Annotated in this window: 22 protein-coding genes; 3 read left to right on the top strand and 19 right to left on the bottom strand. The window is 31.0% G+C overall.

Features of this window, described 5'->3' with window-relative positions; genetic code table 11:
• Positions 1–67: 67 nt before the first annotated feature.
• Both BUA92_RS07885 and BUA92_RS07880 read right to left on the bottom strand, forming a co-directional pair.
• On the bottom strand, positions 68–409 hold the full coding sequence (locus BUA92_RS07885; protein ID WP_073018464.1) for a hypothetical protein: 342 nt from the start codon (positions 407–409) through the stop codon (positions 68–70).
• A gap of 64 nt (positions 410–473) precedes the next feature.
• Entirely contained in the window at positions 474–1,154 is a 681-nt protein-coding gene (locus BUA92_RS07880; RefSeq protein ID WP_073018462.1) for a fructose-6-phosphate aldolase, read from the bottom strand.
• A 192-nt stretch (positions 1,155–1,346) separates the two neighbouring features.
• Between BUA92_RS07880 and BUA92_RS07875 the strand changes: the two genes are divergently transcribed.
• Together BUA92_RS07875 and BUA92_RS07870 are read left to right on the top strand one after the other, a co-directional pair.
• A complete protein-coding gene (locus BUA92_RS07875) occupies positions 1,347–2,120 on the top strand; it encodes a DeoR/GlpR family DNA-binding transcription regulator (RefSeq protein ID WP_073018460.1) in 774 nt (257 codons plus the stop codon).
• Between the two features lie 94 nt (positions 2,121–2,214).
• Entirely contained in the window at positions 2,215–2,928 is a 714-nt protein-coding gene (locus tag BUA92_RS07870; protein ID WP_073018458.1) for an HAD family hydrolase, read from the top strand.
• Positions 2,929–2,980: 52 nt separating this feature from the next.
• Here the strand turns inward: BUA92_RS07870 and BUA92_RS07865 are convergent, their stop codons facing one another.
• Positions 2,981–4,780 carry an ABC transporter ATP-binding protein gene (locus tag BUA92_RS07865; protein WP_073018456.1) on the bottom strand — a complete coding sequence of 600 codons (1,800 nt, stop codon included), beginning with the start codon at positions 4,778–4,780 and terminating at the stop codon, positions 2,981–2,983.
• On the bottom strand, positions 4,725–6,506 hold the full coding sequence (locus tag BUA92_RS07860; RefSeq protein ID WP_073018454.1) for an ABC transporter ATP-binding protein: 1,782 nt from the start codon (positions 6,504–6,506) through the stop codon (positions 4,725–4,727). The genes BUA92_RS07865 and BUA92_RS07860 overlap by 56 nt, the downstream gene beginning before the upstream one ends.
• A gap of 92 nt (positions 6,507–6,598) precedes the next feature.
• Here BUA92_RS07860 and BUA92_RS07855 point away from each other — a divergent pair, with 92 nt between their 5' ends.
• The gene (locus BUA92_RS07855; protein WP_073018452.1) at positions 6,599–7,426 is read left to right on the top strand and encodes a MerR family transcriptional regulator; all 828 of its coding nucleotides are present in this window, start codon (positions 6,599–6,601) and stop codon (positions 7,424–7,426) included.
• Positions 7,427–7,674: 248 nt separating this feature from the next.
• On the opposite strand, the gene BUA92_RS07850 is transcribed toward BUA92_RS07855, so the two are convergent.
• The 15 genes from BUA92_RS07850 to BUA92_RS07780 all read right to left on the bottom strand — a co-directional run bounded on the left by BUA92_RS07850 (position 7,675) and on the right by BUA92_RS07780 (position 23,265).
• The gene (locus BUA92_RS07850) at positions 7,675–9,057 is read right to left on the bottom strand and encodes a L,D-transpeptidase family protein (protein WP_073018450.1); all 1,383 of its coding nucleotides are present in this window, start codon (positions 9,055–9,057) and stop codon (positions 7,675–7,677) included.
• 449 nt (positions 9,058–9,506) lie between these two features.
• Entirely contained in the window at positions 9,507–11,171 is a 1,665-nt protein-coding gene (locus BUA92_RS07845; RefSeq protein ID WP_073018448.1) for an FAD-dependent oxidoreductase, read from the bottom strand.
• Between the two features lie 149 nt (positions 11,172–11,320).
• Positions 11,321–11,884 (bottom strand): alkyl hydroperoxide reductase subunit C, encoded by a 564-nt coding sequence (ahpC, locus tag BUA92_RS07840; RefSeq protein WP_073018446.1) that lies wholly within the window; start codon positions 11,882–11,884, stop codon positions 11,321–11,323.
• Between the two features lie 169 nt (positions 11,885–12,053).
• The gene (locus BUA92_RS07835; RefSeq protein ID WP_073018444.1) at positions 12,054–13,472 is read right to left on the bottom strand and encodes an aldehyde dehydrogenase family protein; all 1,419 of its coding nucleotides are present in this window, start codon (positions 13,470–13,472) and stop codon (positions 12,054–12,056) included.
• Between the two features lie 28 nt (positions 13,473–13,500).
• Positions 13,501–14,319: an ethanolamine utilization protein EutJ gene (gene eutJ, locus BUA92_RS07830; RefSeq protein WP_073018441.1), complete on the bottom strand. Its 819-nt coding sequence runs from the start codon at positions 14,317–14,319 to the stop codon at positions 13,501–13,503.
• 12 nt (positions 14,320–14,331) lie between these two features.
• Positions 14,332–14,970: a phosphate propanoyltransferase gene (locus BUA92_RS07825; protein ID WP_073018920.1), complete on the bottom strand. Its 639-nt coding sequence runs from the start codon at positions 14,968–14,970 to the stop codon at positions 14,332–14,334.
• Positions 14,971–15,007: 37 nt separating this feature from the next.
• Positions 15,008–15,286 carry a propanediol utilization microcompartment protein PduA gene (gene pduA / locus BUA92_RS07820; RefSeq protein ID WP_021800772.1) on the bottom strand — a complete coding sequence of 93 codons (279 nt, stop codon included), beginning with the start codon at positions 15,284–15,286 and terminating at the stop codon, positions 15,008–15,010.
• A 24-nt stretch (positions 15,287–15,310) separates the two neighbouring features.
• Complete coding sequence (locus tag BUA92_RS07815) at positions 15,311–16,180, bottom strand: DUF7973 family transport facilitator (protein WP_073018439.1); 870 nt, start codon at positions 16,178–16,180, stop codon at positions 15,311–15,313.
• Between the two features lie 21 nt (positions 16,181–16,201).
• Entirely contained in the window at positions 16,202–17,401 is a 1,200-nt protein-coding gene (gene metK / locus BUA92_RS07810) for a methionine adenosyltransferase (protein ID WP_073018438.1), read from the bottom strand.
• Positions 17,402–17,431: 30 nt separating this feature from the next.
• Positions 17,432–18,442 carry a response regulator transcription factor gene (locus BUA92_RS07805; RefSeq protein ID WP_073018437.1) on the bottom strand — a complete coding sequence of 337 codons (1,011 nt, stop codon included), beginning with the start codon at positions 18,440–18,442 and terminating at the stop codon, positions 17,432–17,434.
• Positions 18,443–18,446: 4 nt separating this feature from the next.
• Entirely contained in the window at positions 18,447–19,760 is a 1,314-nt protein-coding gene (locus tag BUA92_RS07800) for a sensor histidine kinase (RefSeq protein WP_073018436.1), read from the bottom strand.
• Between the two features lie 64 nt (positions 19,761–19,824).
• Positions 19,825–20,940, bottom strand: coding sequence for a 1-propanol dehydrogenase PduQ (locus BUA92_RS07795; RefSeq protein WP_073018435.1), 1,116 nt, complete (start codon positions 20,938–20,940; stop codon positions 19,825–19,827).
• A gap of 16 nt (positions 20,941–20,956) precedes the next feature.
• Entirely contained in the window at positions 20,957–22,306 is a 1,350-nt protein-coding gene (locus BUA92_RS07790) for an aldehyde dehydrogenase family protein (protein ID WP_073018434.1), read from the bottom strand.
• Positions 22,307–22,349: 43 nt separating this feature from the next.
• The gene (locus BUA92_RS07785; RefSeq protein ID WP_341411918.1) at positions 22,350–22,607 is read right to left on the bottom strand and encodes a EutN/CcmL family microcompartment protein; all 258 of its coding nucleotides are present in this window, start codon (positions 22,605–22,607) and stop codon (positions 22,350–22,352) included.
• A 37-nt stretch (positions 22,608–22,644) separates the two neighbouring features.
• Positions 22,645–23,265 (bottom strand): BMC domain-containing protein, encoded by a 621-nt coding sequence (locus BUA92_RS07780; RefSeq protein ID WP_073018433.1) that lies wholly within the window; start codon positions 23,263–23,265, stop codon positions 22,645–22,647.
• Between the last annotated feature and the right edge of the window lie 74 nt (positions 23,266–23,339).

Raw genomic sequence — 23,339 nt, 5'->3', positions numbered from 1 at the left:
ATATTTTTTAGGATTATTGCTTTAGAAAAGAAAAGGAGCACCCTAAACTATATTAGAGTGCTCCTCTTTATTTAAACATTATGGAAATATTATGGGCTAATTCTTTAGAAACCACTAGGGCATCAATGTGTATATCTTTAGGACTTGTTATTAGAGGATATTCTTCAATCCATACATTCCCATCAATAAGTAGATTTGATTTGATAGGTTCATCTGGGTTTTCGTCATATACTTCCTCCAGTTCCTCATAGGGAGTTAGTACAACTATTCTCCTGCAAGGTTCCTCAACTTCACTATAAATATTGAAATAACTATTAAAGTTATCAAAACTCTTTATGGAAGTAACAAGTTTAACATGTAAGCTTAATTCTTTAGCTAAATCAATTACCTTAATATCTTCATTCATCATTAGATATACCTCTTAAATCATTAATTTATTATATATCAATTATATTAAGGATTTAGTCTATTGTCTATTTTGAGTTGTAAGCTACCTTTCCTTCACCATATACCCCTGACCAGTCTTTAGTAAACTGATCTACGCTCCACTCTGTTAGTGGATGTGATAATAAACCGTCCATTATTTCACTACCAACAGTTATTGATTGTGCTCCAGCTAGTGAAACATCGTGAACTTGCTGTACGTTCTTAAAGGAAGCTGCTAAAACTTTACTGTCTATAGCATATATATCAAATAGATGAACTATCTCTTCAACTACTCCTACACCATTTCCACTTATATTATCTATTCTATTTACATAAGGGGCCACAAAATCTGCTCCTGCCCTTGCTGCCATTAAAGCCTGATCTGCTGTAAATATTGCTGTAGCTGTTATATTCATTTCTTTTGCTTTTAATATCTTCATAGCCTTTATTCCTTCTGGAATTACAGGTATCTTTATATAAAAGTTCCCACCTATAGTTTCTTTTAAATATTCTGCTTCTTTAACTATCTCTTCAGCCTTAGTACTAATAGATTGTACATGAAGCATTTTATCTTCACCTATAGCTGCTCTTATTTCCTTTAATATTTCTAAAAAACTTCTTTTTTCTTTTGATATTATAGTCGGATTTGTAGTAACACCACTCATTGGATATAAATCAAAAGCTCTTTTTATTTCTTCTACATTAGCGGTATCTAATAAATATAACATATACATCATCCTCTTTATATATTTTGTTTACCTATAATTACATGTTACTACATGTTTTGTTAAACTTCAAGTATAAATATGAATAAACATTAATGAAAATGCACATTTACAAATTAATATATTAATAATATAATATATTAGATATAAAAAAACGCATAATCGTGAATAAATAAAGACTATCGAGGGGTATTTATGTTTATAGAAGAAAGACATGAAAAGATATTACAAATGCTTAAAGATAAAAAACGAGTAGAAGTTCAAGAACTAAGTGAGCTTTTTGAAGTTTCTGAGGATACAATCAGAAGAGATTTAAGAATAATGGAACAGAAAGGTAAGGTCCATAGAACTTATGGAGGTGCCATTCTTCCTGACAAAGTAAACAGCTATGAAAATTTCATTGTTAGAGAAAATATTCAAAATGATGTTAAGCAATCCATAGCCTCTTTAGCTCAATCTTTTATACAAGAAAGAGATACTCTGCTTTTAGATGGTTCTACAACTGTAGCTAAAATAGTTCCGTTACTCTCTGGATATAAAAATCTAACTGTAATAACTAATTCTATAACTATAGCCTATGATATTCTACATCAATGCCCTAATATAAATCTTCATATTATAGGTGGAATAGTTAGAAACGATATTGGGAATTCCATAAGTATAGAGAGCTTAAAAGATATAGAAAAATTGTATGTCGATAAAGTTTTTCTATCTGCTTGCTCTATTTCTCTTAAAGGAGAACTTACAACTCCAATAATTGAAGATGCTCACGTAAAAAAAGCAATGTTAAATGCAGGTAGAGAGGTATATATCCTAGCAGATAGCAGTAAGTTTGGTCAAAAATCCTTGATGGAGTTTGGAAAAATAAAACCTGAATACACTATAATATCTGACTCTGACTTGCCTTATGATATAAATGAAGATTTGCAAGCTTTAATAAGCAGAGGTTTAAAAATATTAACTACATAAAAAAAATTTAGTTTTTTATATGTCCTAATATTAGGATATTAGGACATTAGGATATTATAATATTAGGACATTTAATTATGAAAGGGGTATTAACATGATAAATACTATTATATTTGATTTAGACGGAACACTTTTACCATTAGATACGGAGAATTTTTTTAAGATATATTTTGAAGAAATAGCTCTTCATTTTAAGGACATTGCTGACCCAAAAGAATTAGAAAACAACATGTGGGCTTCTACTATGGTTATGATTAAAAACCTTGATGAAAAATTAAATGAAGAAGTTTTTATGGAGGATTTCGCAAATAAAATCAATGGTGATATAGAAGTTTATAAAAAGAAATTTGATGAATTTTATGATACTAACTTTTTAAACCTAAAAAAGTTTTGTTATGAATCTCAAGAAATGAGAAAGGCCGTAAGTCTTCTTAAGGAAAAAGGATACAATCTTGTTATAGCTACTAATCCTATATTCCCACTAAAAGCTATTCATCACAGAGTAAGCTGGACTGGATTTAAACCTGAAGATTTCTCTTATATATCTTCCTATGAAAGAAATCATTACTGTAAACCTCAAGTTAAGTTCTATGAAGAAATATTAAAAGACATCAATAAAGATGCTGAAGAATGTTTGATGGTTGGAAATGATGTTCAAGAAGATTTAGTTGCTTCTAAAGTTGGTATCAAAACATATCTAATAAATGATTATGTGATAAACAGAGTTCAAGGAGATATTGTTTCTGACTATCAAGGAAGCTATAAGGATTTCTATAACTTTGCTCAAGAATTACCTACTTTAAAGTAAAATAAAAGGATTTTTCTAAAAGTCTCAATACTTTAGAAAAATCCTTTTTAAATTATAAACTTAATATCTGATCTTCTTCATCTTGATTTCCAAACTGACTATTATAAAGTTTCTCATAGAAGCCGCCTTTTTTCATAAGTTCTTCATGGGTTCCTTGTTCTATAATATTTCCTTCATTCATAACCAGTATTAAATCTGCACTTCTAATGGTGGATAATCTGTGTGCTATAACAAAGCTTGTTCTTCCCTTCATTATATTTCTCATAGCTTTTTGAAGTAGTAGCTCAAGCCTTGTATCTACGGAACTTGTAGCTTCATCTAATATAAGTATCTTAGGGTCTGATACTACTGCTCTAGCTATAGTAAGAAGTTGTTTCTCCCCTTGAGATATATTCGATGCCTCTTCATTTAATATCATATTATATCCATCTGGAAGCGTCTTTATAAAATGATGTACATTTGCTATCTTTGCAGCCTCTATAACATCTTCTTTACTAGTACCTAATCTACCGTACTCAATATTTTCATGAATTGTACCATTATATAACCAGGTATCTTGAAGTACCATTCCAAATAAGCTTCTCAAATCTTCACGCTTCATATCTCTAGTATCAACACCATCTATTTTTATTGAACCATCTAAAACTTCATAAAACCTCATTAATAAATTTACTAATGTTGTTTTCCCTGCTCCTGTAGGCCCAACTATAGCAACCATTTGTCCACTCTTTATAGCTACGCTTAAATCTTCTATTAAAATATTCTCTTCACTATACCCAAACTTAACATGTTCAAAGGTAACATCTCCAACAGGATTATCAAGTTTAATTGAATCCTTCTTATCTTGAACCTCTTCTTCTTCATCTAATATTTCAAACACACGATTTGCAGCTGAAAATGCAGCTTGTATTGTAGAAGATAATTGAGTTACTTGAGAAAGAGGCTGATTTATCTGCCATATATAACGTATAAAAGCTTGAAGATTACCTACTGTTAAAGCACCTGCTATTGTAAACATAGCTCCAACTATTCCAACTACAGCTATTGTAAGATAAGCTATTAATGAAACTACAGGAGACATTATACTAGATATAAACTGTGCCTTAAACCCAGTATTAAAAAGTTCTTCATTAATTTCTTTAAACTCTTCTATTGAATCTTCTTGTTTACCATATAGTTTTATCTCATTAAAACCAGTATAAGTTTCTTGAACTTTACCATTTAGCTTACCTAAAGCTTCTTGCTGACTATTAAACAAGCCCTGTGACTTATTAACTATAAATTTAGATGCTAAATAACTTAAAGGAATTATAAGTATAGCTATAAGTGAAAGTTTTATATTAAGTGAAAACATCATGCTGACAGCTAATATTACTGATAATATTGAATTAACCACTTGAATAAAACTTTGTTGAAGGGCATTAGATACGCTATCAACATCATTTGTAATTCGGCTTAATATATTACCATAAGTGTTTTTATCAAAGTAGTTTACTGGTAATCTCCTAATCTTATTTTGAATTGCATCCCTTAAATCTCTCATAGTATTTTGAATTGCTTCAGTTAAAAGTGCATTTGCCAAATAAGTAGTTACAGGTCCAAGAACATATATAACAGCTAATATTAATAATATCCTTATTACATATTCAAAGTTAATAGAGGCACCTGTTACCCCCTTCACTATGTTAGTAGCATCTTTTGATAGGCTTGTTATAATAAGTCCTTCTACCCTAGGTGATACAGCAGTAAATACAGCTGCCATTATTATAAACAAAACAGCTCCTATAAAAGATTTCCTATATGGTTTTACAAAGAAAGAAACTCTCTTTACTATAAATATTAACTTTTTCATCTTCTAAGTCCTCCTCAGTAAGCTGAGATAATGCTATCTCTTTATAAATTTCACAACTATCTAAAAGTTCTCTATGGGTTCCTGTGCCAACTATCTCGCCTTCATTTAAAACTATGATTTTATCTGCATCAAGTATTGATCCTATTCTTTGGGCAACAACTAGAACCACAGAATCTGTTACCTCTTCCTTTAATCTTTCCCTAAGAACTGCATCTGTTTTAAAATCTAAAGCTGAAAAACTATCATCAAAAATATAAATCTCTGGCTTTCTAACTAAGGCTCTAGCAATTGATAATCTCTGCTTCTGCCCTCCAGATACATTTTTTCCACCTTCACTTATTGCTTCCTCGAATTTTCTAGGTTTCTTACTTATGAAGTCATAAGCTTGAGCTACTTTAGCTGAATGTTCTAATTCAATTTTATCTGCATCTATTTTTCCAAACCTTATATTGCTTCCTATAGTACCTGTAAATAACAAAGTTTTCTGAGGTATAAAACCAATCTTGTTACGTAATGCCTTTAAATCATATTCTCTAACATCTACTCCATCTATTTTGATACTTCCTTTTGTAACATCATAAAATCTAGGTATTAAGTTTATAAGTGTACTTTTACCACTGCCTGTACTGCCTATAAAAGCAATTTTCTGCCCTTTCTCAGCCTTAAATGATATATCTTTTAACACAGGCTCTTCTCCCTCTGGATAAGTGAATGTAACATTATCAAACTCAATTAATCCTCTAGTTCCAGTTTCCAAAACACCATTTTTAGGACTTTTTATAATAGGTTCTGTATTTAAAAGCTCCTCAATTCTGTTAGCAGAAACCTGTGCTTTTGGATACATTATAAACACCATGGAAAATAACATTATAGAAAACATTGCATGGAATAAGTATTCTATAAAGGCAACTAGTTGTCCAACTTGTAATGTTTGTGAACTTATCATATTACTTGATATCCAAAATATAGCTAAAATTGCCATGTTTAATAATCCAAAGAAAGCTGGTTGAGAAATAGCCATAAGTTTAAACAATCTTTTAGATATTTCAGCGTAGGTATGATTTATTCCTTCAAATCTTTCTTTTTCGTATTCATCATTTCCAAAAGCTCTTATAACTCTTACTCCCGTTAAATTTTCTCTAGAAATTCTGTTTAGTTTATCCATGTTTTTTTGTTGCTCTTCTGAAATAGAATGAGATATCTTTGCTATAATAGCAACTCCTAATACTATAAAAGGTACTGTTACTGCTAAAATTACAGATAAACTTAAACTTGTTCTAACTATCATTATTAAACTTACCATAAACATAACAGGCGTAAGTAGCGCTGTCCTAAGTACTACATTTGTAAACTGTAGTATTTGAAATGCATCATTAGTAGTTCTTGTTATCATAGATGATATTCCAAATTTATCGTATTCACTATGGGAGAATTCCTGAGATTTTATAAAAATATCATTTCTTATATCTCTAGTTATACTAGTTGAAATTTTGGAAGAACAATAACCTAATAAAATTGTTCCCATTGTTCCTAAGATTGAAATTACAACAATTATACTTCCAACCCTTACTACATAATCTATATCATTATTAGCTATCCCATTATCAATAACCTTAGACATTATAGTTGGAATTCCTAATTCTACAAGTGCAAAACCAAAAACTGATATTATATTAAGAATCACTAACCCTTTATATTTCTTCATGTATTTCAATATTAATTTCATTATAAATACTCCTTCTTGAAATGCTCTTATTATATCGCTATTATATAATAATAAGGTATCCGGTTACCGTATAGTCAAGAGGTGAATAAATTATGAATGAAAATCTAAATAAATATTTTAATACTGGAGAATTTGCTAAACTGTGCAATGTAAAAAAACAAACTCTTTTTCATTATGATGATATAGGTATCTTTTCTCCTGAGATCAAAGATGAAAAAGGTTATAGATATTATTCTTATCCCCAGTTTGATGTCTTTAATGTAATAACTATTTTAAAGGAAATAAATATGCCTTTAAAAGAAATTAAAACTTATTTAGATAATAGAACTCCAGAAGCTTTAATTAATTTATTTGAAGAGAAAATTCTACAGGTTGATAAATATATAGAAGCTCTTAAAAGAATGCGTAAACTTATGGAAACTAAGCTCTCTATAACTAAAAAGGCTTACAATATGGATTATTCAAAAATTAGCATAGAATCTTTGGATGAAGAGTATTTGGTTTTAAGTAAATCTATTGAAAATGTAAGTCATAAAGAGTATCTAAAAATTATTTCAGAACATATGAATTACTGCAATATAAGTAATCTAAATTCTGGTTACTCTATTGGAGCTATGATAAATAAAGAAAACATACTAGCTGGAGTTAAAGATAACTACTCATATCTTTATACAAAACTATCTTCTAAAGAAAATCTTCCTTATCTCTTCACTAAACCTAAAGGAATCTATTGCATAGCCTTTCATCAAGGAGATTATAGAGAAATAGACTCTACTTATAAAAAAATATTAAAATTTTTAAAAAAGCTAAATTTAGAAATATCAAGATATGCTTTTGAAGAGTTTATTTTAGATGAAACCAGTGTTAAGGGATATGAAAATTACGTAACTCAAGTTTCTGTTGAGCTTTTATCTAAATAAAAAAGTGGCTGCGCCACTTCGCTAGGGAACCCTATGGCCTTTCAGGCCTGGGTAAGCCCGTTAAAGACCATTTAGGTCTTTAACCCTTCGACGACACTGCGTGTCTGAGCACCCTCCTTAAGAGGCAGGGAGCACAACCTCCCCTGCACCCCTTGCATTTTTTATTGCATAGGAAGAATGCACTTTCCTATGCAATAAAAAATAGGTATAGAACTATCTATAATTCTATACCTATTTTCACTACATTTTTAGTAATATAAAACTACTGGTACTCCAGCCGATATATTGTTATATATGGCACTAGCAAGAGCATATGGAGCATTTACACATCCATGTGATCCATTTGTTTTATATATATTTCCACCAAATTCATTTCTCCAACTCGCATCATGGATTCCTATACCTTCATTAAAAGGCATCCAAAAACTTACTGGAGCATTATAATCTTGACCTACTAAACTTGTATCTTTTTGTTTATACTTTAATTTATAAACACCAGCTGGTGTACCATGGTTAAGGCTTAAATTCCCTGTAACCACATTTCCGTCTGCAATAAGAGCTCCATTTTTATAAAACCACATATGTTGTCCTGATAGGCTTATTTCTACATAAGTATTTCCTATATCGTTACTTCCAAAAGCTGCTGCTGTTTTATTATAGGTTGGTTCCTTACTTATAGGGTTACCTTCTTTTATTTTTGGTATTAGATCCTTAATTTCTTCCGAAGTATAAATTGACCACCCATAATCGCCACCGCCAACACTTATATTAGCACCCGATGAAGTTTTAAATTCTCTAGACTTTCCGACAGTTTCATAAGGATAAAAAATACCATCTAAATCTTTTCTCATTTTTCCTTCATCAAAAGATATTTCTAAATTTTCATTAACATTAATCCAAGTGTTTATTAAAGATTTATCTATAACTTCTTCACTGTTTTGTATAGAATAGGTAATAGTTGATGCAATATACTTATTAAGAGTATTTTTAGTATCTATGATTTCTTTAGATTTAGCAGTATACTTAGGTTTTATATAGCAGTCTGCCTTTTCTATATTTAAGGTTTCTTCTCCGTTATTAATTGCTTCTACTATTTTATTATAGAGTACATCTTTATCTACTCTATTCCCATAAACCTCATTTACAATCTCGTATCCATTATCTGTATACTTAAAAGTTGCATCTTTTGAATCAGTTATGTTTTCTCGTTTAAATAAATCTAACTTATCAACCTTACTTTTTAAAAGTTCATGATTATAAGAAACATCCTCTTTCATTTCACTACTATCCCTGTTTATAAGAGCAAGAAGCCATTTAAATGCATTTTGTTCTTCTTTCAGTTGGGAAACTTGTCCATTTGGTTCGTATTTCAAATCAATATCTGATGCCTTTATTTCTTCAGTTCCTCCAGAATCCTGTAGCTTTAATGAATAAGAACTAAATTTATTCGCTATCTGCTTTTCAGCTTCTTCTACGGTTTTTCCTGATACATCAACTAGATTTATGGTCGACCCAAAATAAAAATGATTCCTAAAATGTAGTGCTAAAGAAAAATATGCCATAAGGAATATACAGTGCGTAACTATGACTCCTATTGCAATTTTATTATATTTTCTTTTTTCTATTTCCATAGTGACTACCCCCCGTATAATTATACCAGAATTTGTAAAAAGTTTTAACATTTTTTTGCACATACTTAAACTTTAAGAAATTTGTAATAAAATTATTGTAAAATAAATGACCACTAACATTGTATGTACAAAAATATTTAATTAAAACAAATCCTACTAAAATTAATCGTAAATTTCTTCAATATATTTAAGTTTTATCTTTGCCATTTTTGGGGCAGTATTCAAAATCTTATTTATAAAAATATTGAGAAAATATAGTTAGATTTTTATTGTTGGAATATAGTATAAAAATAATTTCAATAACAAATATTACAACATAATAATAATCATTAATAAATTATATCATAAACTAGCAATTTTTTCTAAAGGTTAATTTTTCATAATTATGTGAATTATGAAAAGAGCGATGAAATACTAGTTAATAGTATTGTATCGCCCTTCAACTTACTCTATGCAATTATCTCTAATATTTCTTTAACCTTTTTAGCTCCAAAATACACCTTGTCATCATTAACTATAATAGCTGGAACACTCATTATCTTATACTCATCTTTAAGTTCTTTGAAGTTTGATACATCTATCATCTCTGCTTCTACATTTTCATTTTCTATAGCTATTCTTTGAGAGGATACTACAACATCAGGACATAGATGGCAGGATAATGCTACGCAAACCTTAATATTTGTTTTATTACTTATTTTTTTCATATCACTTAATATATCATTATCTACCTGCTGACCTGGGCCTCCAAGATTATATATAGCTAATATGAAGGAATTTAATTCATGTCCTCCTGGAACTCCATGAAATTTTACCCCTCTATAGTTATTATCTTTATCTAAAAGCGCAACTATTGGATATTTATCTGAATTAATTTTCTTTTCGATATCTAAATTTTGACCTTTAATATATATCTCTGCTTTTACTTTATCTCCAAGATCGGCTATATCTAAAACTAAATCTCTAAGTTCAATAGATTTTGGAAGACTTTCATCCACAATTGATACTAATGTAACTTCATCTGTAAGCCTGTCTAACACACCCTTAAGTTGAGTTCTTAAAGCATCATTTAATAGTTTACTTCTCTTTTCTATTTTTCCTAAGTCCTTAGTAGTTTCTTCTTTTTTATTATTATTAATCTCTTTTATAGGTTCTTCTTCTTTTATTCCTAATCTCTCTTTTAATTCAATAACATATCTTTCAGCTGTAGTAGCTGCAATAGCTCCGTCTGAAACAGCTGTAACTATCTGCCTTAATTGTTTTGGTCTTAAATCTCCTGCTACATATACTCCTGGTACATTTGTTTCCATGTTTTCATTAGTTATTATATATCCTGCTCTATCTAATTCTAATATACCTTTAAAAAGTTTACTTTGAGGTTCATATCCTACAAAGACAAATACTCCAAAACCAGCATCTCCTGATTTTACATTATACTCTGATTCTTCTTTTGTAACATTATTAATAAGTTTTGCATGATTTACTAGCTCTTCTCCAGTTACTTCAAGAAGTTCTGTATTAAATTTAACTTCAACCTTAGGATGAGCTAAAACTTTATCAGCTATAGATTTAGCACAAGTAAACTCTGGTTCTCTAGCTATTATTGTAACTTTAGTTGCGTATTTAGTAAGAAACATAGCTTCTTCAGCAGCAGCAAATCCTGCACCTATTACTAATACCTCTAACCCTTCAAAAAATTGTCCATCGCAAGTTGAACAATATGCAACTCCTCTTCCTGTAAATTCTCCTTCTCCCTTAAATCCAAGTTTTCTTGGAGAAGCACCAGTTGCTATAACTACAGCTCTAGCCTTAATGTCCCCTCTTTCTGTCTTTAAAACTTTAACATCTTCCTTAAAGTTCGCCTCAGTAACTTCTGCAGACATAAAACCTACCCCATAATCAGTTGCTTGATCTTTCATCTCTTCCATAAGCTTAGGTCCATTGCTGTTTCTAGCTCCTGGATAATTATATATATCATAAGTTTTATTAACCTGTCCGCCTATATCTTCTTTTTCTATTATTAATGTTTTTAACTTTGCTCTTCCTGAATATATTCCTGTTGAAAGTCCTGCTGGGCCTCCCCCGATTATCACAAGATCATAAATATTCTCCATACCTTTTACCTCCTATTTTACCGTATTAATGAATAAGAGTGAAAAGTTACATCAGAAAATCTTAATCATTAGAATTTTCTTAATCACTATTCACTCTTACTAGTAAAGCTTCTTATGTTAATTTAAAGTACAAGCTTTATGTTAATTTATTATAGTTTTCCTACTAAATCTAAGCTAGGCACTAAAGTATCTTCACCTGGTTGCCATTTAGCTGGACAAACTTGATCTCCATTTTCAGCTACAAATTGAGCTGCTTGAACTTTTCTTAATAATTCTTCTGCATTTCTTCCGATTCCATTATCATGAACTTCGTAAGCTTTTATTTCTCCTTCTGGATTAACTACAAATGATCCTCTCAAAGCTAATCCTTCTTCTTCAATCATTACTTCAAAATCTCTAGTTAGTTTTCCTGTTGGATCTGCTAACATTGGATACTTAATTTTTGCTATGGTATCTGAAGTATCAGCCCATGCCTTATGAACAAAATGTGTATCAGTAGATACTGAATAAACTTCACAACCTATTTCTTTAAACTTTTCATAGTTATCAGCTAATTCACCTAATTCAGTTGGACATACAAAAGTAAAGTCTGCTGGATAAAATACGAATACTGACCAACTTCCTTTTACTGAATCTAAAGTAACTTCTTTAAATTCTCCGTTTTGATATGCTTGCACCTTAAAATCTGAAACTTTTTTGTTAATTAATGACATTCTCAATCACACTCCATCTTCTAATTAATATTAATTTTCATTTGCCTTCCTTATTAATAATAATTATTATTTAATAATTTGTCAACAGTATTTTGGAATATTTTATTTAAAATATTATGATAAATTTCATAAAGAAAAAGGTTGAAGCATAAAACTCCAACCTTTTTCTTTATCTTATATTAAAAGCATCAACCATTATACATCTACGTTTTCTACAGAAAGATTTTGCTGTAGTTAATCCTTCACCAGTAGGTCCTGCTATAGTAAATGTTGTATTTCCTTCGCCTCCTACTCCAAGTCCAGCAAAGGATGGAGCATTTTTTACAAATATGGTGGTCTCAAGAAGCCTAGCCATTTTTGTAAGTTTATCAACATTTTTTGAATGCATGATGGCAGTATGCCTATTTCCATTTTCAGCTACATAAGCATATTCTATAGCTTCATCAACATCTCTTGTTCTTACTATAGGTAATATAGGCATCATCATTTCCTCTTTTACAAAATGATGATCTTTATCAACTTCCATAATTATAATTTTGATGTTATCATCAACATTAATACCTAATTTACTTAAAATATAGCTGGCATTTTTTCCTACAAAAGATACCTTAGGTCCACCATTTTCATTAGTAACTAACTCTAATAATTTCTGTATGGTGTTTCTATCTTTTATTTCGTAGGCTCCGTTAAGTTTCATATAATGAATTAAATAATCACATATCTGATCCACTGCAAAAACTTCTTTTTCAGCTACACATGGGACATTGTTATCGAAGCTACATCCATTTACTATATCTATTGCTGCCTTTTCTACATTAGCTGTTTCATCTACAACTACTGGAGGATTTCCAGCCCCAGCTCCTATAGCTTTTTTACCTGTAGACATTACTTTTTTAACAATTGCAGGTCCTCCAGTTGCTACTAATACTCTAACTTTAGGATGGTCCATCATAGCATTGGTATTTTCAATAGAAGGTTCTTTAACTGTAACAATTAAATTTTTTGGTGCTCCTGCTTCCTCCAATGCCTTATTTAACATAGTAATCAATTTAATAGAAACATTTTTAGCTCTAGGATGTGGACTAAAAACCACGGTATTTCCTCCAGCTATCATTGACATAGAGTTACAAATAATAGTTTCTGTTGGATTTGTAGTTGGCGTTATTGAACCTATAACTCCAAATGGACAATATTCAATTAAAGTAATTCCATTGTCTCCTGTAATAGCTTCTGTAACAAGATCTTCCGTACCTGGAGTTTTTTCAGCTGCAACCCTATTTTTGATCAATTTATGTTCATATCTTCCTATTTCGGTTTCCTCAACAGCCATTCTAGAAATAAGCTCTAAATTCTCTCTTTTTAATACGGTGGATTTTATAATGTTTATATATTTTTGCCTATTTGCCATAGATGTATTTAATAGCTCTTTTTGCGCAACATCTGAAGCTTCTATAGCTTCATCCATTGTATTAAAAATGCCATAATTATTTAAAGTCTCAACCTTATTAAATGATATTAAATTTTTACTTTTTGCTTCTTCTATTGCTTGTCTAACTAGTTTTTCAACTAAAGTTGCATCTATACTCATTTATTCTACTCCTCTTTTCTAAAAATTTTCACACTCTATTACAATTCATTGCTATACCTAAAGGTGTCACAAGTAGAGGTTCATTAAACTTTATAGTCTTAACTCCTATAAATTTCTCAAAAACATCATTAAATTCTTCAAATGATGATGCCCCTCCTACAATATAGATTTCAGACACATCATAATTTTCCAAATATCTTTTTACTATGGATGCCATTTTCTCAACCACAGGTTTGATTATCGGAAAAATTTCTCTATCCTTTTTAGGATCTTTCTTAAGCTTCTCTGCCTCTTCAATAGAGATACCGTAATAGCCAGCTATAACTAAAGTCATATGCGTTCCACCTGTTGCTTCATCGGCAGTAAATATTACTTCACCATCTTTTAAAATGCTTATACCTGTGGTTCCTCCACCAACATCTACAACAGCTCCATTTTTAATGTCTATAACACTAGCAGCTGCAGTTGGTTCATCCACAACATTTATAACCTCAAATCCCGCTGCTTCTACAACATTAGATATACATTTTATATTTCCTTGAATAATACCAGGTGGTATAGCAGTAGCCGCCTCTAATAACTCTGTACCAATTATTTTCTCAACCTTGTCTTTTAATTTTCTTAAGATATTTATAGCTCCTACAAAATCAACCACAATACCATCCTTAACTACGGTAGAAGGGTATGTTGCCCCTGCAATAGGTAGATCATTTTCATCTACTACAGAGACAACTATATTAGCTGTTCCTAAGTCCACTCCAGTCTTAAGCTTTCCGCTAAATTTATTACATCTATCTTCTGAAACTAACTCAGAAAAAATCGTTAATTTTTCATCATTTATGACCATTGCCATCTCTCCTTAAATTTTGCGTAAGATAACAAAATCATTATTTTTTAAAGAACATGCATTAGCCTCATCTACATCTACATGCATTTCTAAAGAATACTTATTTGAAACACGAATTAAAACATTTCCAAGGACACCTTGTCTATCTCCGAAGGTTTCAACTTCTACTACATCTTTATCTTTAACACCTATTTTCGCAGCCTGCTCTGGAGTCATGTGAATGTGTCTCAAAGCAATAATTGTACCTTGAGGAATTTCAACTATCCCCTTAGGTCCTATAATTTCTAGTCCTGGGGTATTTTCTAATTGCCCAGACTCTTTTATAGGCGGTCTTACCCCCAAACGAAAACTATCTGTAATAGAAATCTCAACTTGGCTTTCTTCTCTTACTGGTCCTAATATACGGACATTTTCAAATTCTCCTTTAGGTCCTCTTATAGTAACTGTCTCATTAGCTGCAAATTGTCCTGGTTGTTTTAAATCACCTTTTTTTGTTAAATTATATCCTTCACCAAAGAGTTTATCTAAATCCTTTTGGCTAACATGTATATGCCTATTTGATACCCCAATAGGAATTTTATAACTTTCTATATCTTTCATCTTATCTACAACTATTTGGGTAATCAGTTTTACAAATTTTTCTGTCTCCATTTTCATCAACTCACTCTCTAGTTATTTTACCTAACCTTTATATTGTTTTAGGTAAAATTTTTTCTGTGTCAGTATGAGGTCTAGGAATAACATGTTGTGATGCTACCTCTCCAACATTTCTAGCAGCAGCTACTCCCGCATCAACAGCTGCTTTAACAGCTCCTACATCTCCACGAACCATAACAGTTACTAATCCTGATCCTATTTTTTCATATCCTATCAACGCAACATTTGCTGCTTTTGTCATAGCATCAGCCGCTTCTATTGCACCTACTAATCCTTTTGTTTCAACCATTCCCAAAGCTTCATTACTCATAAAAAAATCCTCCTTATTATTTGATTAAATGAATACTGCATTTATTATAAACATCATTATAAATATTGTTGTAGCTGGTGGATCTATATATGTGTCACAATGACTATTAAATATATTTCCAGCTATTAACCAAACTACTGCACAAATTACTCCAATAATAACTCCTAAAAAGATATTACCAGTCATAATAGTTACAGCTGCAACCGGCAATGTAATATGATGGGTTACTGGCACACCAAATCCCATCTGTAAAAACACTAAAGATGTTGCACTTATTCCAAAACATACTATGGGGTACATAGCCATAGCAGCTTTGGGAACTCCTGAATTAAGCATAGATATCCCAACTCCACTTACAACTATAGCTACTGTTACTCCAAGTATTATGTGATTAATTAAAGTTTTTGCACTAGGCAACCACTGTCTAGACCCTTCTCCTATATATTTTCCTAAAGGTCCGGTCTTTCCAAATACTAATCTTGAAACTATTAAGGTACTAAAAACAGATATGGCTGGAAGGTCTGTGTTGAATTTAAGAAGAGTACCATATAGGTAATGAAATAGAAATCCTATAACTCCAAATATCCCTCCCATGATTATTACTGTATAATCATTGATTCCATATAATGGAGTCAAGACATCATTTGGATTCTCCAATGTCTTTCTTTTATTTCCTGCAAAAGCTGCTGCTGCAACTCCACCAGTAAAGGCTATATGCGGTCCTAAAAATGAACCAAAAGTAATATTTCCAATTGAAGGTTCTGCTATACCTGCAAGTCCTAATAGTCCCCCTACTACAGCCAATATACCTGTAAGTATAAAAGCAGGTATAGATCCAACTAAAGCTCCAAAGGCTCCTCCCCCAAATGCTGCTATCAGCATATATATATCCATATTATCCACAACTCCTAAATCTTATTTAAAACTATCTGAGATACATTTTTTTGCTTTTTCTTTTAAGATTTGAACTTTATCGAGTTCCTCCCACCTAAAGTTTTGGTCTCCCCTTCCAAAATGTCCATAGGCAGCTGTTTTTATAAATTGTGGCTTTCTTAAATCTAATTCTTTTAGTATATTAGAAACTGAAAATGAAAAAGTATCTTTTACTATTTCATCAATATAATTAGTTTTTATAGTTTCAGTTCCAAAGGTATTGATAGTTATTGCTTCTGGCTCCGGTAAGCCTATTACATAGCTTAAAGATACCTCAACCTTTTTAGCTAATTTTGCAGCAACTATATTTTTAGCTACGTATCTTGCCATGTATGCCCCTGAACGATCTACCTTAGTAAGATCTTTTCCTGAGAAAGCTCCACCACCATGTTTACCCACTCCACCATAGGTATCCACCATTATTTTTCTACCTGTTAATCCAGTATCACCAGCTGGTCCACCTATAACAAACCTTCCAGTTGGATTAATGTGTATTTTGGTATCGTATCTAATTAAATTACTATCTATAACACTATTAATTACATCATATTCAATTATATTTCTCATATAATCATATTCAATTCCATCATCATGCTGAGTAGAAATAACTATGCTTGAAATACTTAGAGGTTTACCATCAACATCATATTTCATTGTAACTTGAGACTTTCCATCAGGTCTTAACCATGAAACACCGCCTGTTTTTCTAAGTTCTGCAAGCTTCATTGTAAGCTTATTTGCTAAATCACAAGTTAATGGCATATAACTATCAGTCTCGTCAAAGGCATAGCCATACATAATCCCTTGATCTCCTGCCCCTAGTATCTCATTAGATGAACTATTATTTTCCTCTATTTTATCTACACCTAAAGCTATATCTGAGGATTGCGTATTAATATTTGTGAATATTAAACATGATTTGTAGTCAAAACCTAAATCCTCTTTTGTATAACCTATATTTTTAACTACTTCTCTCGCTATATCTACTACATTAACTCTAGCTTTTGATCTTACTTCTCCAGCAATCATAATAGTATTTTTAGAAACCATAGTTTCTACTGCCACTCTAGAATTAGGATCATAAGCTAAATACGCATCTAATATTCCATCTGATATTTGGTCACAAATTTTATCAGGATGTCCTTCTGTAACAGATTCTGATGTAATAAAATATCCATTCATACTTCTATCACCTACCTTGCCTTTGAGATTCTATAACATTTTCTTATACCTATAAACTGTCATATTCTCATACTTCTTAAACACTTTACTAAAGTAACTACTTTCGTTATATCCAAGTTTAAATGCCACATCTGTAATACTTAAATCTGTAAAGCAAAAGTAGCTTTTCGCCATATTTATTTTTCTCATATGCAAGTATTCCATTACGCTTACATTAAATTGTCTTTTAAAAATTCTGCTTAGGTACCCTTGGCTTACTGAACAATTATTTATTATTTCATTTAACCCAATATCTTCCTCAATATGATCTTCTATATAATCAAAAACCGTCTTAAGCAAACTATACTTTTTAATACTATTTTGTTGAAAAACATAATTCATAACTTTAAAAAGCCAAAATTCAAAATATCTTTTTTCCTTATGTTGAAAATTATTAATAGGAAAAAGCTCTTCTATTTTTTCTATTTCATTTTTTGATAAACCTATAGAATCCATAAGTTCTTTCCCTATATTTATAAAATTTTCTTTTAATAACTCTAAATCTGTATTTTCATTATCATATATAGAGTCTACTATCTTAGGAATTTCATAGTATATCCTTTTGAAATCCTTTTCTTTCATAATTGAGAATATCTCATCGGACTTGCCTTCAATTCCCTTTGAATTTTTAACTTCATTTTCAGATTTATGATTTTCTAGTAAAGCTTCTATCTGCTCAAAAGAAACTGGCTTTGAGATATATGCTTTTACTTTTGATTTTAAAGCCTCAATAGCAAAATCAAAATTATTATATGAAGAAACTATAAATATAATAGTATTTGGATTGTGTTCGTATATTTTTTTGCTGCATTCTATACCTGATTCTCCAGGCATCATAATGTCCATAAACACTATATCTATACTATTACTTTTACATATTTGAACAGCCTGCTCTCCATTACCTACAGAATATACAACCTCAAAACCATCTACCTTCGATATCATAACTTTTAGAGCCTGTCTCATTAACGGCTCATCATCTGCAATCAATACACGATACATTTATCTAGACATTCCTTTCGTTAAACTTTATTGGAAATCTAATAATACTTTTGGTGCCCTTACCTTCTATATTCTCTATAAAAGCATCGTACTTTTCACTAAATAAGGTTATGAGTTTTTTTCTTGCATTCTCAATACTAATCTGAATAGATTCCCCTTCATAATTACCTTTAAATAACTTAAATCTTTTAGCTATTAACTCACTACTAAGCCCTGATCCGTTATCAGAAATACTTATAATAACATCGTCATTTTCATAATAAGCCTCAATTTCAACCTTACCACCTTCATTTTTAGTTGCTATACCAAAATAGACAGCATATTCAACAAAAGGTATAATGATATGACAAGGTATTCTTTGCATATTCATGCTTTCAGAGATGTTTATTGAATAATCTAATAAATCTCCATACTTTATTTTTTGGATCTTTAGATATTTTTCAACATTTTCAAATTCCTCTGATAAATAAGCATAACTTTTTGAATGTGCTAAGTTCTGTTTTAAATACTCAGAAAACATTATTATCATCTCATTAGTTTTAGGTGAATCTTCTATGGTAGCTAAATTTGAAATCGAGTTTAAAACACTTACTAAGAAATATGGGTTTAATTGAGCCCTTGAATTTATTAATTCTATATTCTTTAATTCGTTTTCTATTTCTAATTGTTTGTTAGAAACAGTTAACTCCTCTACTTGCTTTTTCAAAGAACTTTTTTGCACTAATCTAAATGCTTCTTTTTCTCCCAATTGATTTATAATTAATGATATTAAATCTGCAACACTCATAAATTTCTCATATTCATATAAAGGTGTTTTATTAAACAGTTCCTGTTTATGTTTATCTTCTTTATAATTTTGAGAGTGTTTTATAACATTGCTAAGTTCACTTACTTCTGGCGGAGCATCTAGACACCTTACTTGTCCTCCAATGAATCCACCAAGATAATGTCCTCTTACTATTATTGGTATTGCTATTTCTAACAACCCACAAGGACAGAAATAGACACTATTTTTTTGTGTAACTGCAGCTTGAATGGCTCCAAAAGCATCTGAAGATTTACATATACAGGCAGCATCTTTATTTTTTCTTATCTCACAGCAAAAATCTGTAAAGGATGTCATCTTTGTGATAGGTTCTCCCTTATAGTCTACCGTAACAAAAGCTAAGCCTGTTGCTTTAGATATCTTTTCTTGAATGTTTTCTAGTTTTTCTTTCCCAAACAAGTTAGCAATATTAAACTTATTGATTATCGCCTCATCTATTTCCTCGTTATTAGCAAAGTTTTCAAATTTTCCTCTGTTGTAGAATTCATTCATTTAATCCTCTCCTTTATACACCATAAGAATACATCTACATATATTCTATCATGTTAAGGTTAGGTTAGTATACTGATTCCAATATCATCTCTATTTCAAATTCTGACACTTCTCTAGGATTTGCTGAAGTACATCCATCCTTAAATGCAGCTTTTGACATTTGAGCTTTTGCTTTTTCAAACTCGTCTTTATCCACACCACATTCTTTTAAGTTAACTGGCATCTTCATGATACTTTTAATAGATTTAATATAGGTTTTTAAAACTTCTACAGCAAATTCATCAGTTTGAATTCTTTCAACCATGCCCACTTTATAGGCAAGTTTAGCATATTTTCTTAAAACCTCAGTTTTTTTGCTGTTATAATCTATTACAGCTGTTAAAAGTAAGGCATTTGCAAGACCATGAGGAACATGAAACCTACCACCTATTTGATGAGCAATACTATGATTTATACCAAGCCCAGATATATTAAAGGCCATCCCTGCTATATTTGATGCTTCAAGCATCTTTCCTCTAGCTTCAAGGTTATCTCCTTCTCTATAGCACTTTATTAAAGAGTCCATAACAAGCTCTACAGCTTTCTCTGCTAAAGCATCTGAATAAACATTAGCACCTTTTGCAACATAAGCCTCAATTGCGTGGGTTAAAACATCTATTCCTGTATTAGCTGTAATAACAGGGGGTACAGAAACTGTTAGATTTGCATCTAAAATTGCCTCATCTGGTAACATACAATCATCAAAAATTATATGTTTAGTTTTTGTTTCTGTATCAGTAATAACCGTTGCTGAAGTTACCTCAGAACCAGTTCCACTTGTTGTAGGTATTGCTATAAAATTAACTTTAGCAATAAAGTTCTTCTCTTTAGCAAAGTATATTATTGCTTTAGCTGTATCTATTGCAGAACCTCCGCCATAAGCTACTATAACCTGTGGGGTAACTTGTTTACTAATGGCAACGCCCTTACCTATGACATTTAAAGGTGGATCTGGAACAACCTCATCAAAAATTGAAACTTTATTGCTACTATGAATAAAACTTAATAATGAATTTAAACTTCCGTTTTTAACAAGGAATCCATCACATATTATCCAAATACTAGTATCCTTAAATTGCTCTAAATGTTTTAACGAATTTTCTCCTGAATATATTTTTGTTTTTATATATATACTTTTCAACGATTTCCCTCCTGTTTTAACGGATTGAAAAACCACTTGTCAAAGAACAACGTCTTCTTCTTGCAAAGTGTCTAGCTGTTGTAGTCCCTTCTCCTGTAGCTGTGGCAATAGTAAAACTTGTATCACCCTCACCGTTAACTCCTATACCTACTAAAGATGAACCATTTTTCACAAACACTGAGGTTTGCATTTCTTTTGCAGCAATATTAAGCCTATCAATTGATTGAGAATGTATAGTAGCCGTGTGTCTAAATCCTTGTTCTATTTCTATAGCAGTTTCTAGCGCTACCTCAAAGTTTTTAACTCTTATTAAAGGAATTAGAGGCATAAGCATTTCCACTGTAGCAAAAGGATGTTGCTTTATTGTGTTAACAACTATAAGCCTAATATATCTTTCGCACTTTATGTCTGCTTTAGCTAAAATCTCATTTGCACTTTTACCTTCTAATATTTTATTTAAGGTTATATCGTTTGTTAAAGTTGCACGAGTAAGCTTAAGCATTTCTTCATCATTATTAACGTAATATACATCATTTCTTATAAGCTCTTCTACTAGAGAATCAGCTATACAGTCCACAACAACAATACTCTTTTCAGATATACACATAATGTTATTATCAAAAGAAGCTCCCTTTACAATATCTCTTGCAGCCTTTTTAATATCCGCAGTTTCATCTACAATTGTAGTCGGATTTGCAGGCCCTGCTCCTATAACCTTCTTTCCTGATGACATAGCTTGTCTTAGAACATTATTACCACCTGTTGTAACAATCATAGCTATATCAGGATGACTCATAATTTCATCTGTGCAAGTTATAGAAATTTCATTTAATGTTACAACTAAGTTGTCAATTCCACATGTTTCTCTTATTGCTACACTTATTATTTCAGTAACATATTTAGATACATTAACAGCTCTTGGATGAGGACAATGAACAACTGAGTTTCCTGCTGCAAGCATTCCAATAGTATTACTAATTAATGTAGCACATGGGTTAGTGCATGGATGAATTGCACAAATTACACCATACGAAGATAATTCATACAAGGTCATACCGTTATCCCCTGTTTTTACCTCTGTGATTAAATCTTCTACTCCTGGAGTTTTGTTTATTGCTAAAGTTAGTTTCTGAATCTTATCCCCCACGTTTCCCATGTCAGTTTCCTTAACTGTCATATAAGCAATTTCTTCTACCTTATCTAATAGTTTTTTCTTTACAGCATCTATAATCTCCTGTCTTTCATTTAAAGTCAGTTTATTATATTGGTTATATGCACCTAAAGCAGATAAAACAGCATCATTTACAGAAGGAAAAACTCCACTTTTTAGCTCTTTTCTATTAAAAAAATTATATCCTAATTCCATGTCTGCCTCCTTTCTAAGCTATTAAATTAAAATACCTTGATTTTTACACATCAATGGTATCTATAATTCCAATGATAGCCATATCGATGGCAACCTTATGTTTTTGATCATTAACACGAACAGCCGATCCTTTGCATAATAGCACATAATCTCCGATTCCAGCCCCAACATAGTCAGCTGCAACCTCTTCTGAATCAATAAATTCACCTTTAGCATCTATTTTTTTAACAACCATTAACTTATATCCAACCAATGATTCATCTTTTCTTGTGGCAACAACATTACCAACCACTTTTGCCATATACATGGTATTACAGTCCTTTCCTAATTAGTAGTTTTTAAGCTTTATCATCACTATCCTTTTTAGGTTCTTTCTTTTTTCTACTATTTTTTTTGATCTTCTTTTCTTCTGACTGAGCATTTTCTGTATTAGGCGTTTCTTTTGATATATCTATAGAAGTTTGAATAGCTTCTTCTTTTATTTCACTTTCTTTTTGAAGAAATTTTTCTTCTTTAACTTCCTTTAACTCTTCTATTTCTTGAGATTTTTTCTCTACCTTATTTTCTAGCTCCATTATTTTAGGTTCAGAGCTAGCAACTTCAACTATCTTAAAATCTGAAGTTTTTTCAGAAACTTCATTTTCTAATGGATTGTCTTCCTCTTTAGGCTTTGTCTCTTCTTTCTTAGGCTGACAAAAGGTACCTTCTATATAATTTGAAGGTCTTGGAATCACTTTAGCAGAAACAAAAGCATTGTTTTCAAGAGCAATTTGCCTTCCTGCTGTTACAGCTGCATTTACTGCCCCTACATTTCCTGAAATCTTAATAGTCATGTATCCAAGTCCCTTTGTATTTTCAATATCTATTATATTGACATTGGATGTTTTAACCATTGTATCAGCAACCAAAACTGCAGTTGATAGTCCTCTTGTTTCAACCAAACCTAATGCTTCTTTCATCTTGTCACCTCACTTTAAGTTTATTTAATTTTCATAAAACACGGATAAATCCGCATTTTATGAAAATCATTGAT

Source organism: Clostridium intestinale DSM 6191 (genome assembly GCF_900130055.1).
In the GTDB taxonomy this organism is placed as follows: domain Bacteria; phylum Bacillota; class Clostridia; order Clostridiales; family Clostridiaceae; genus Clostridium_T; species Clostridium_T intestinale.
Note: the sequence above shows the minus strand (reverse complement) of the source record. Positions and strands in the feature narration are given on the sequence as shown.

Bases quoted from the DNA above. Each gene is read 5' to 3' on its own strand.
- BUA92_RS07825 (WP_073018920.1), bottom strand. From the start codon at position 14,970: ATGGAGACAGAAAAATTTGTAAAACTGATTACCCAAATAGTTGTAGAT.
- BUA92_RS07855 (WP_073018452.1), top strand. From the start codon at position 6,599: ATGAATGAAAATCTAAATAAATATTTTAATACTGGAGAATTTGCTAAA.
- BUA92_RS07845 (WP_073018448.1), bottom strand. From the start codon at position 11,171: ATGGAGAATATTTATGATCTTGTGATAATCGGGGGAGGCCCAGCAGGA.
- pduA (WP_021800772.1), bottom strand. From the start codon at position 15,286: ATGAGTAATGAAGCTTTGGGAATGGTTGAAACAAAAGGATTAGTAGGT.
- ahpC (WP_073018446.1), bottom strand. From the start codon at position 11,884: ATGTCATTAATTAACAAAAAAGTTTCAGATTTTAAGGTGCAAGCATAT.
- BUA92_RS07785 (WP_341411918.1), bottom strand. From the start codon at position 22,607: ATGGCAAAAGTGGTTGGTAATGTTGTTGCCACAAGAAAAGATGAATCA.
- BUA92_RS07790 (WP_073018434.1), bottom strand. From the start codon at position 22,306: ATGGAATTAGGATATAATTTTTTTAATAGAAAAGAGCTAAAAAGTGGA.
- BUA92_RS07805 (WP_073018437.1), bottom strand. From the start codon at position 18,442: ATGTATCGTGTATTGATTGCAGATGATGAGCCGTTAATGAGACAGGCT.
- BUA92_RS07780 (WP_073018433.1), bottom strand. From the start codon at position 23,265: ATGAAAGAAGCATTAGGTTTGGTTGAAACAAGAGGACTATCAACTGCA.
- BUA92_RS07850 (WP_073018450.1), bottom strand. From the start codon at position 9,057: ATGGAAATAGAAAAAAGAAAATATAATAAAATTGCAATAGGAGTCATA.
- BUA92_RS07870 (WP_073018458.1), top strand. From the start codon at position 2,215: ATGATAAATACTATTATATTTGATTTAGACGGAACACTTTTACCATTA.
- BUA92_RS07885 (WP_073018464.1), bottom strand. From the start codon at position 409: ATGATGAATGAAGATATTAAGGTAATTGATTTAGCTAAAGAATTAAGC.
- BUA92_RS07835 (WP_073018444.1), bottom strand. From the start codon at position 13,472: ATGAGTATAGATGCAACTTTAGTTGAAAAACTAGTTAGACAAGCAATA.
- BUA92_RS07875 (WP_073018460.1), top strand. From the start codon at position 1,347: ATGTTTATAGAAGAAAGACATGAAAAGATATTACAAATGCTTAAAGAT.
- BUA92_RS07880 (WP_073018462.1), bottom strand. From the start codon at position 1,154: ATGTTATATTTATTAGATACCGCTAATGTAGAAGAAATAAAAAGAGCT.
- eutJ (WP_073018441.1), bottom strand. From the start codon at position 14,319: ATGGTCATAAATGATGAAAAATTAACGATTTTTTCTGAGTTAGTTTCA.
- BUA92_RS07815 (WP_073018439.1), bottom strand. From the start codon at position 16,180: ATGGATATATATATGCTGATAGCAGCATTTGGGGGAGGAGCCTTTGGA.
- BUA92_RS07800 (WP_073018436.1), bottom strand. From the start codon at position 19,760: ATGAATGAATTCTACAACAGAGGAAAATTTGAAAACTTTGCTAATAAC.
- BUA92_RS07860 (WP_073018454.1), bottom strand. From the start codon at position 6,506: ATGAAATTAATATTGAAATACATGAAGAAATATAAAGGGTTAGTGATT.
- metK (WP_073018438.1), bottom strand. From the start codon at position 17,401: ATGAATGGATATTTTATTACATCAGAATCTGTTACAGAAGGACATCCT.
- BUA92_RS07865 (WP_073018456.1), bottom strand. From the start codon at position 4,780: ATGAAAAAGTTAATATTTATAGTAAAGAGAGTTTCTTTCTTTGTAAAA.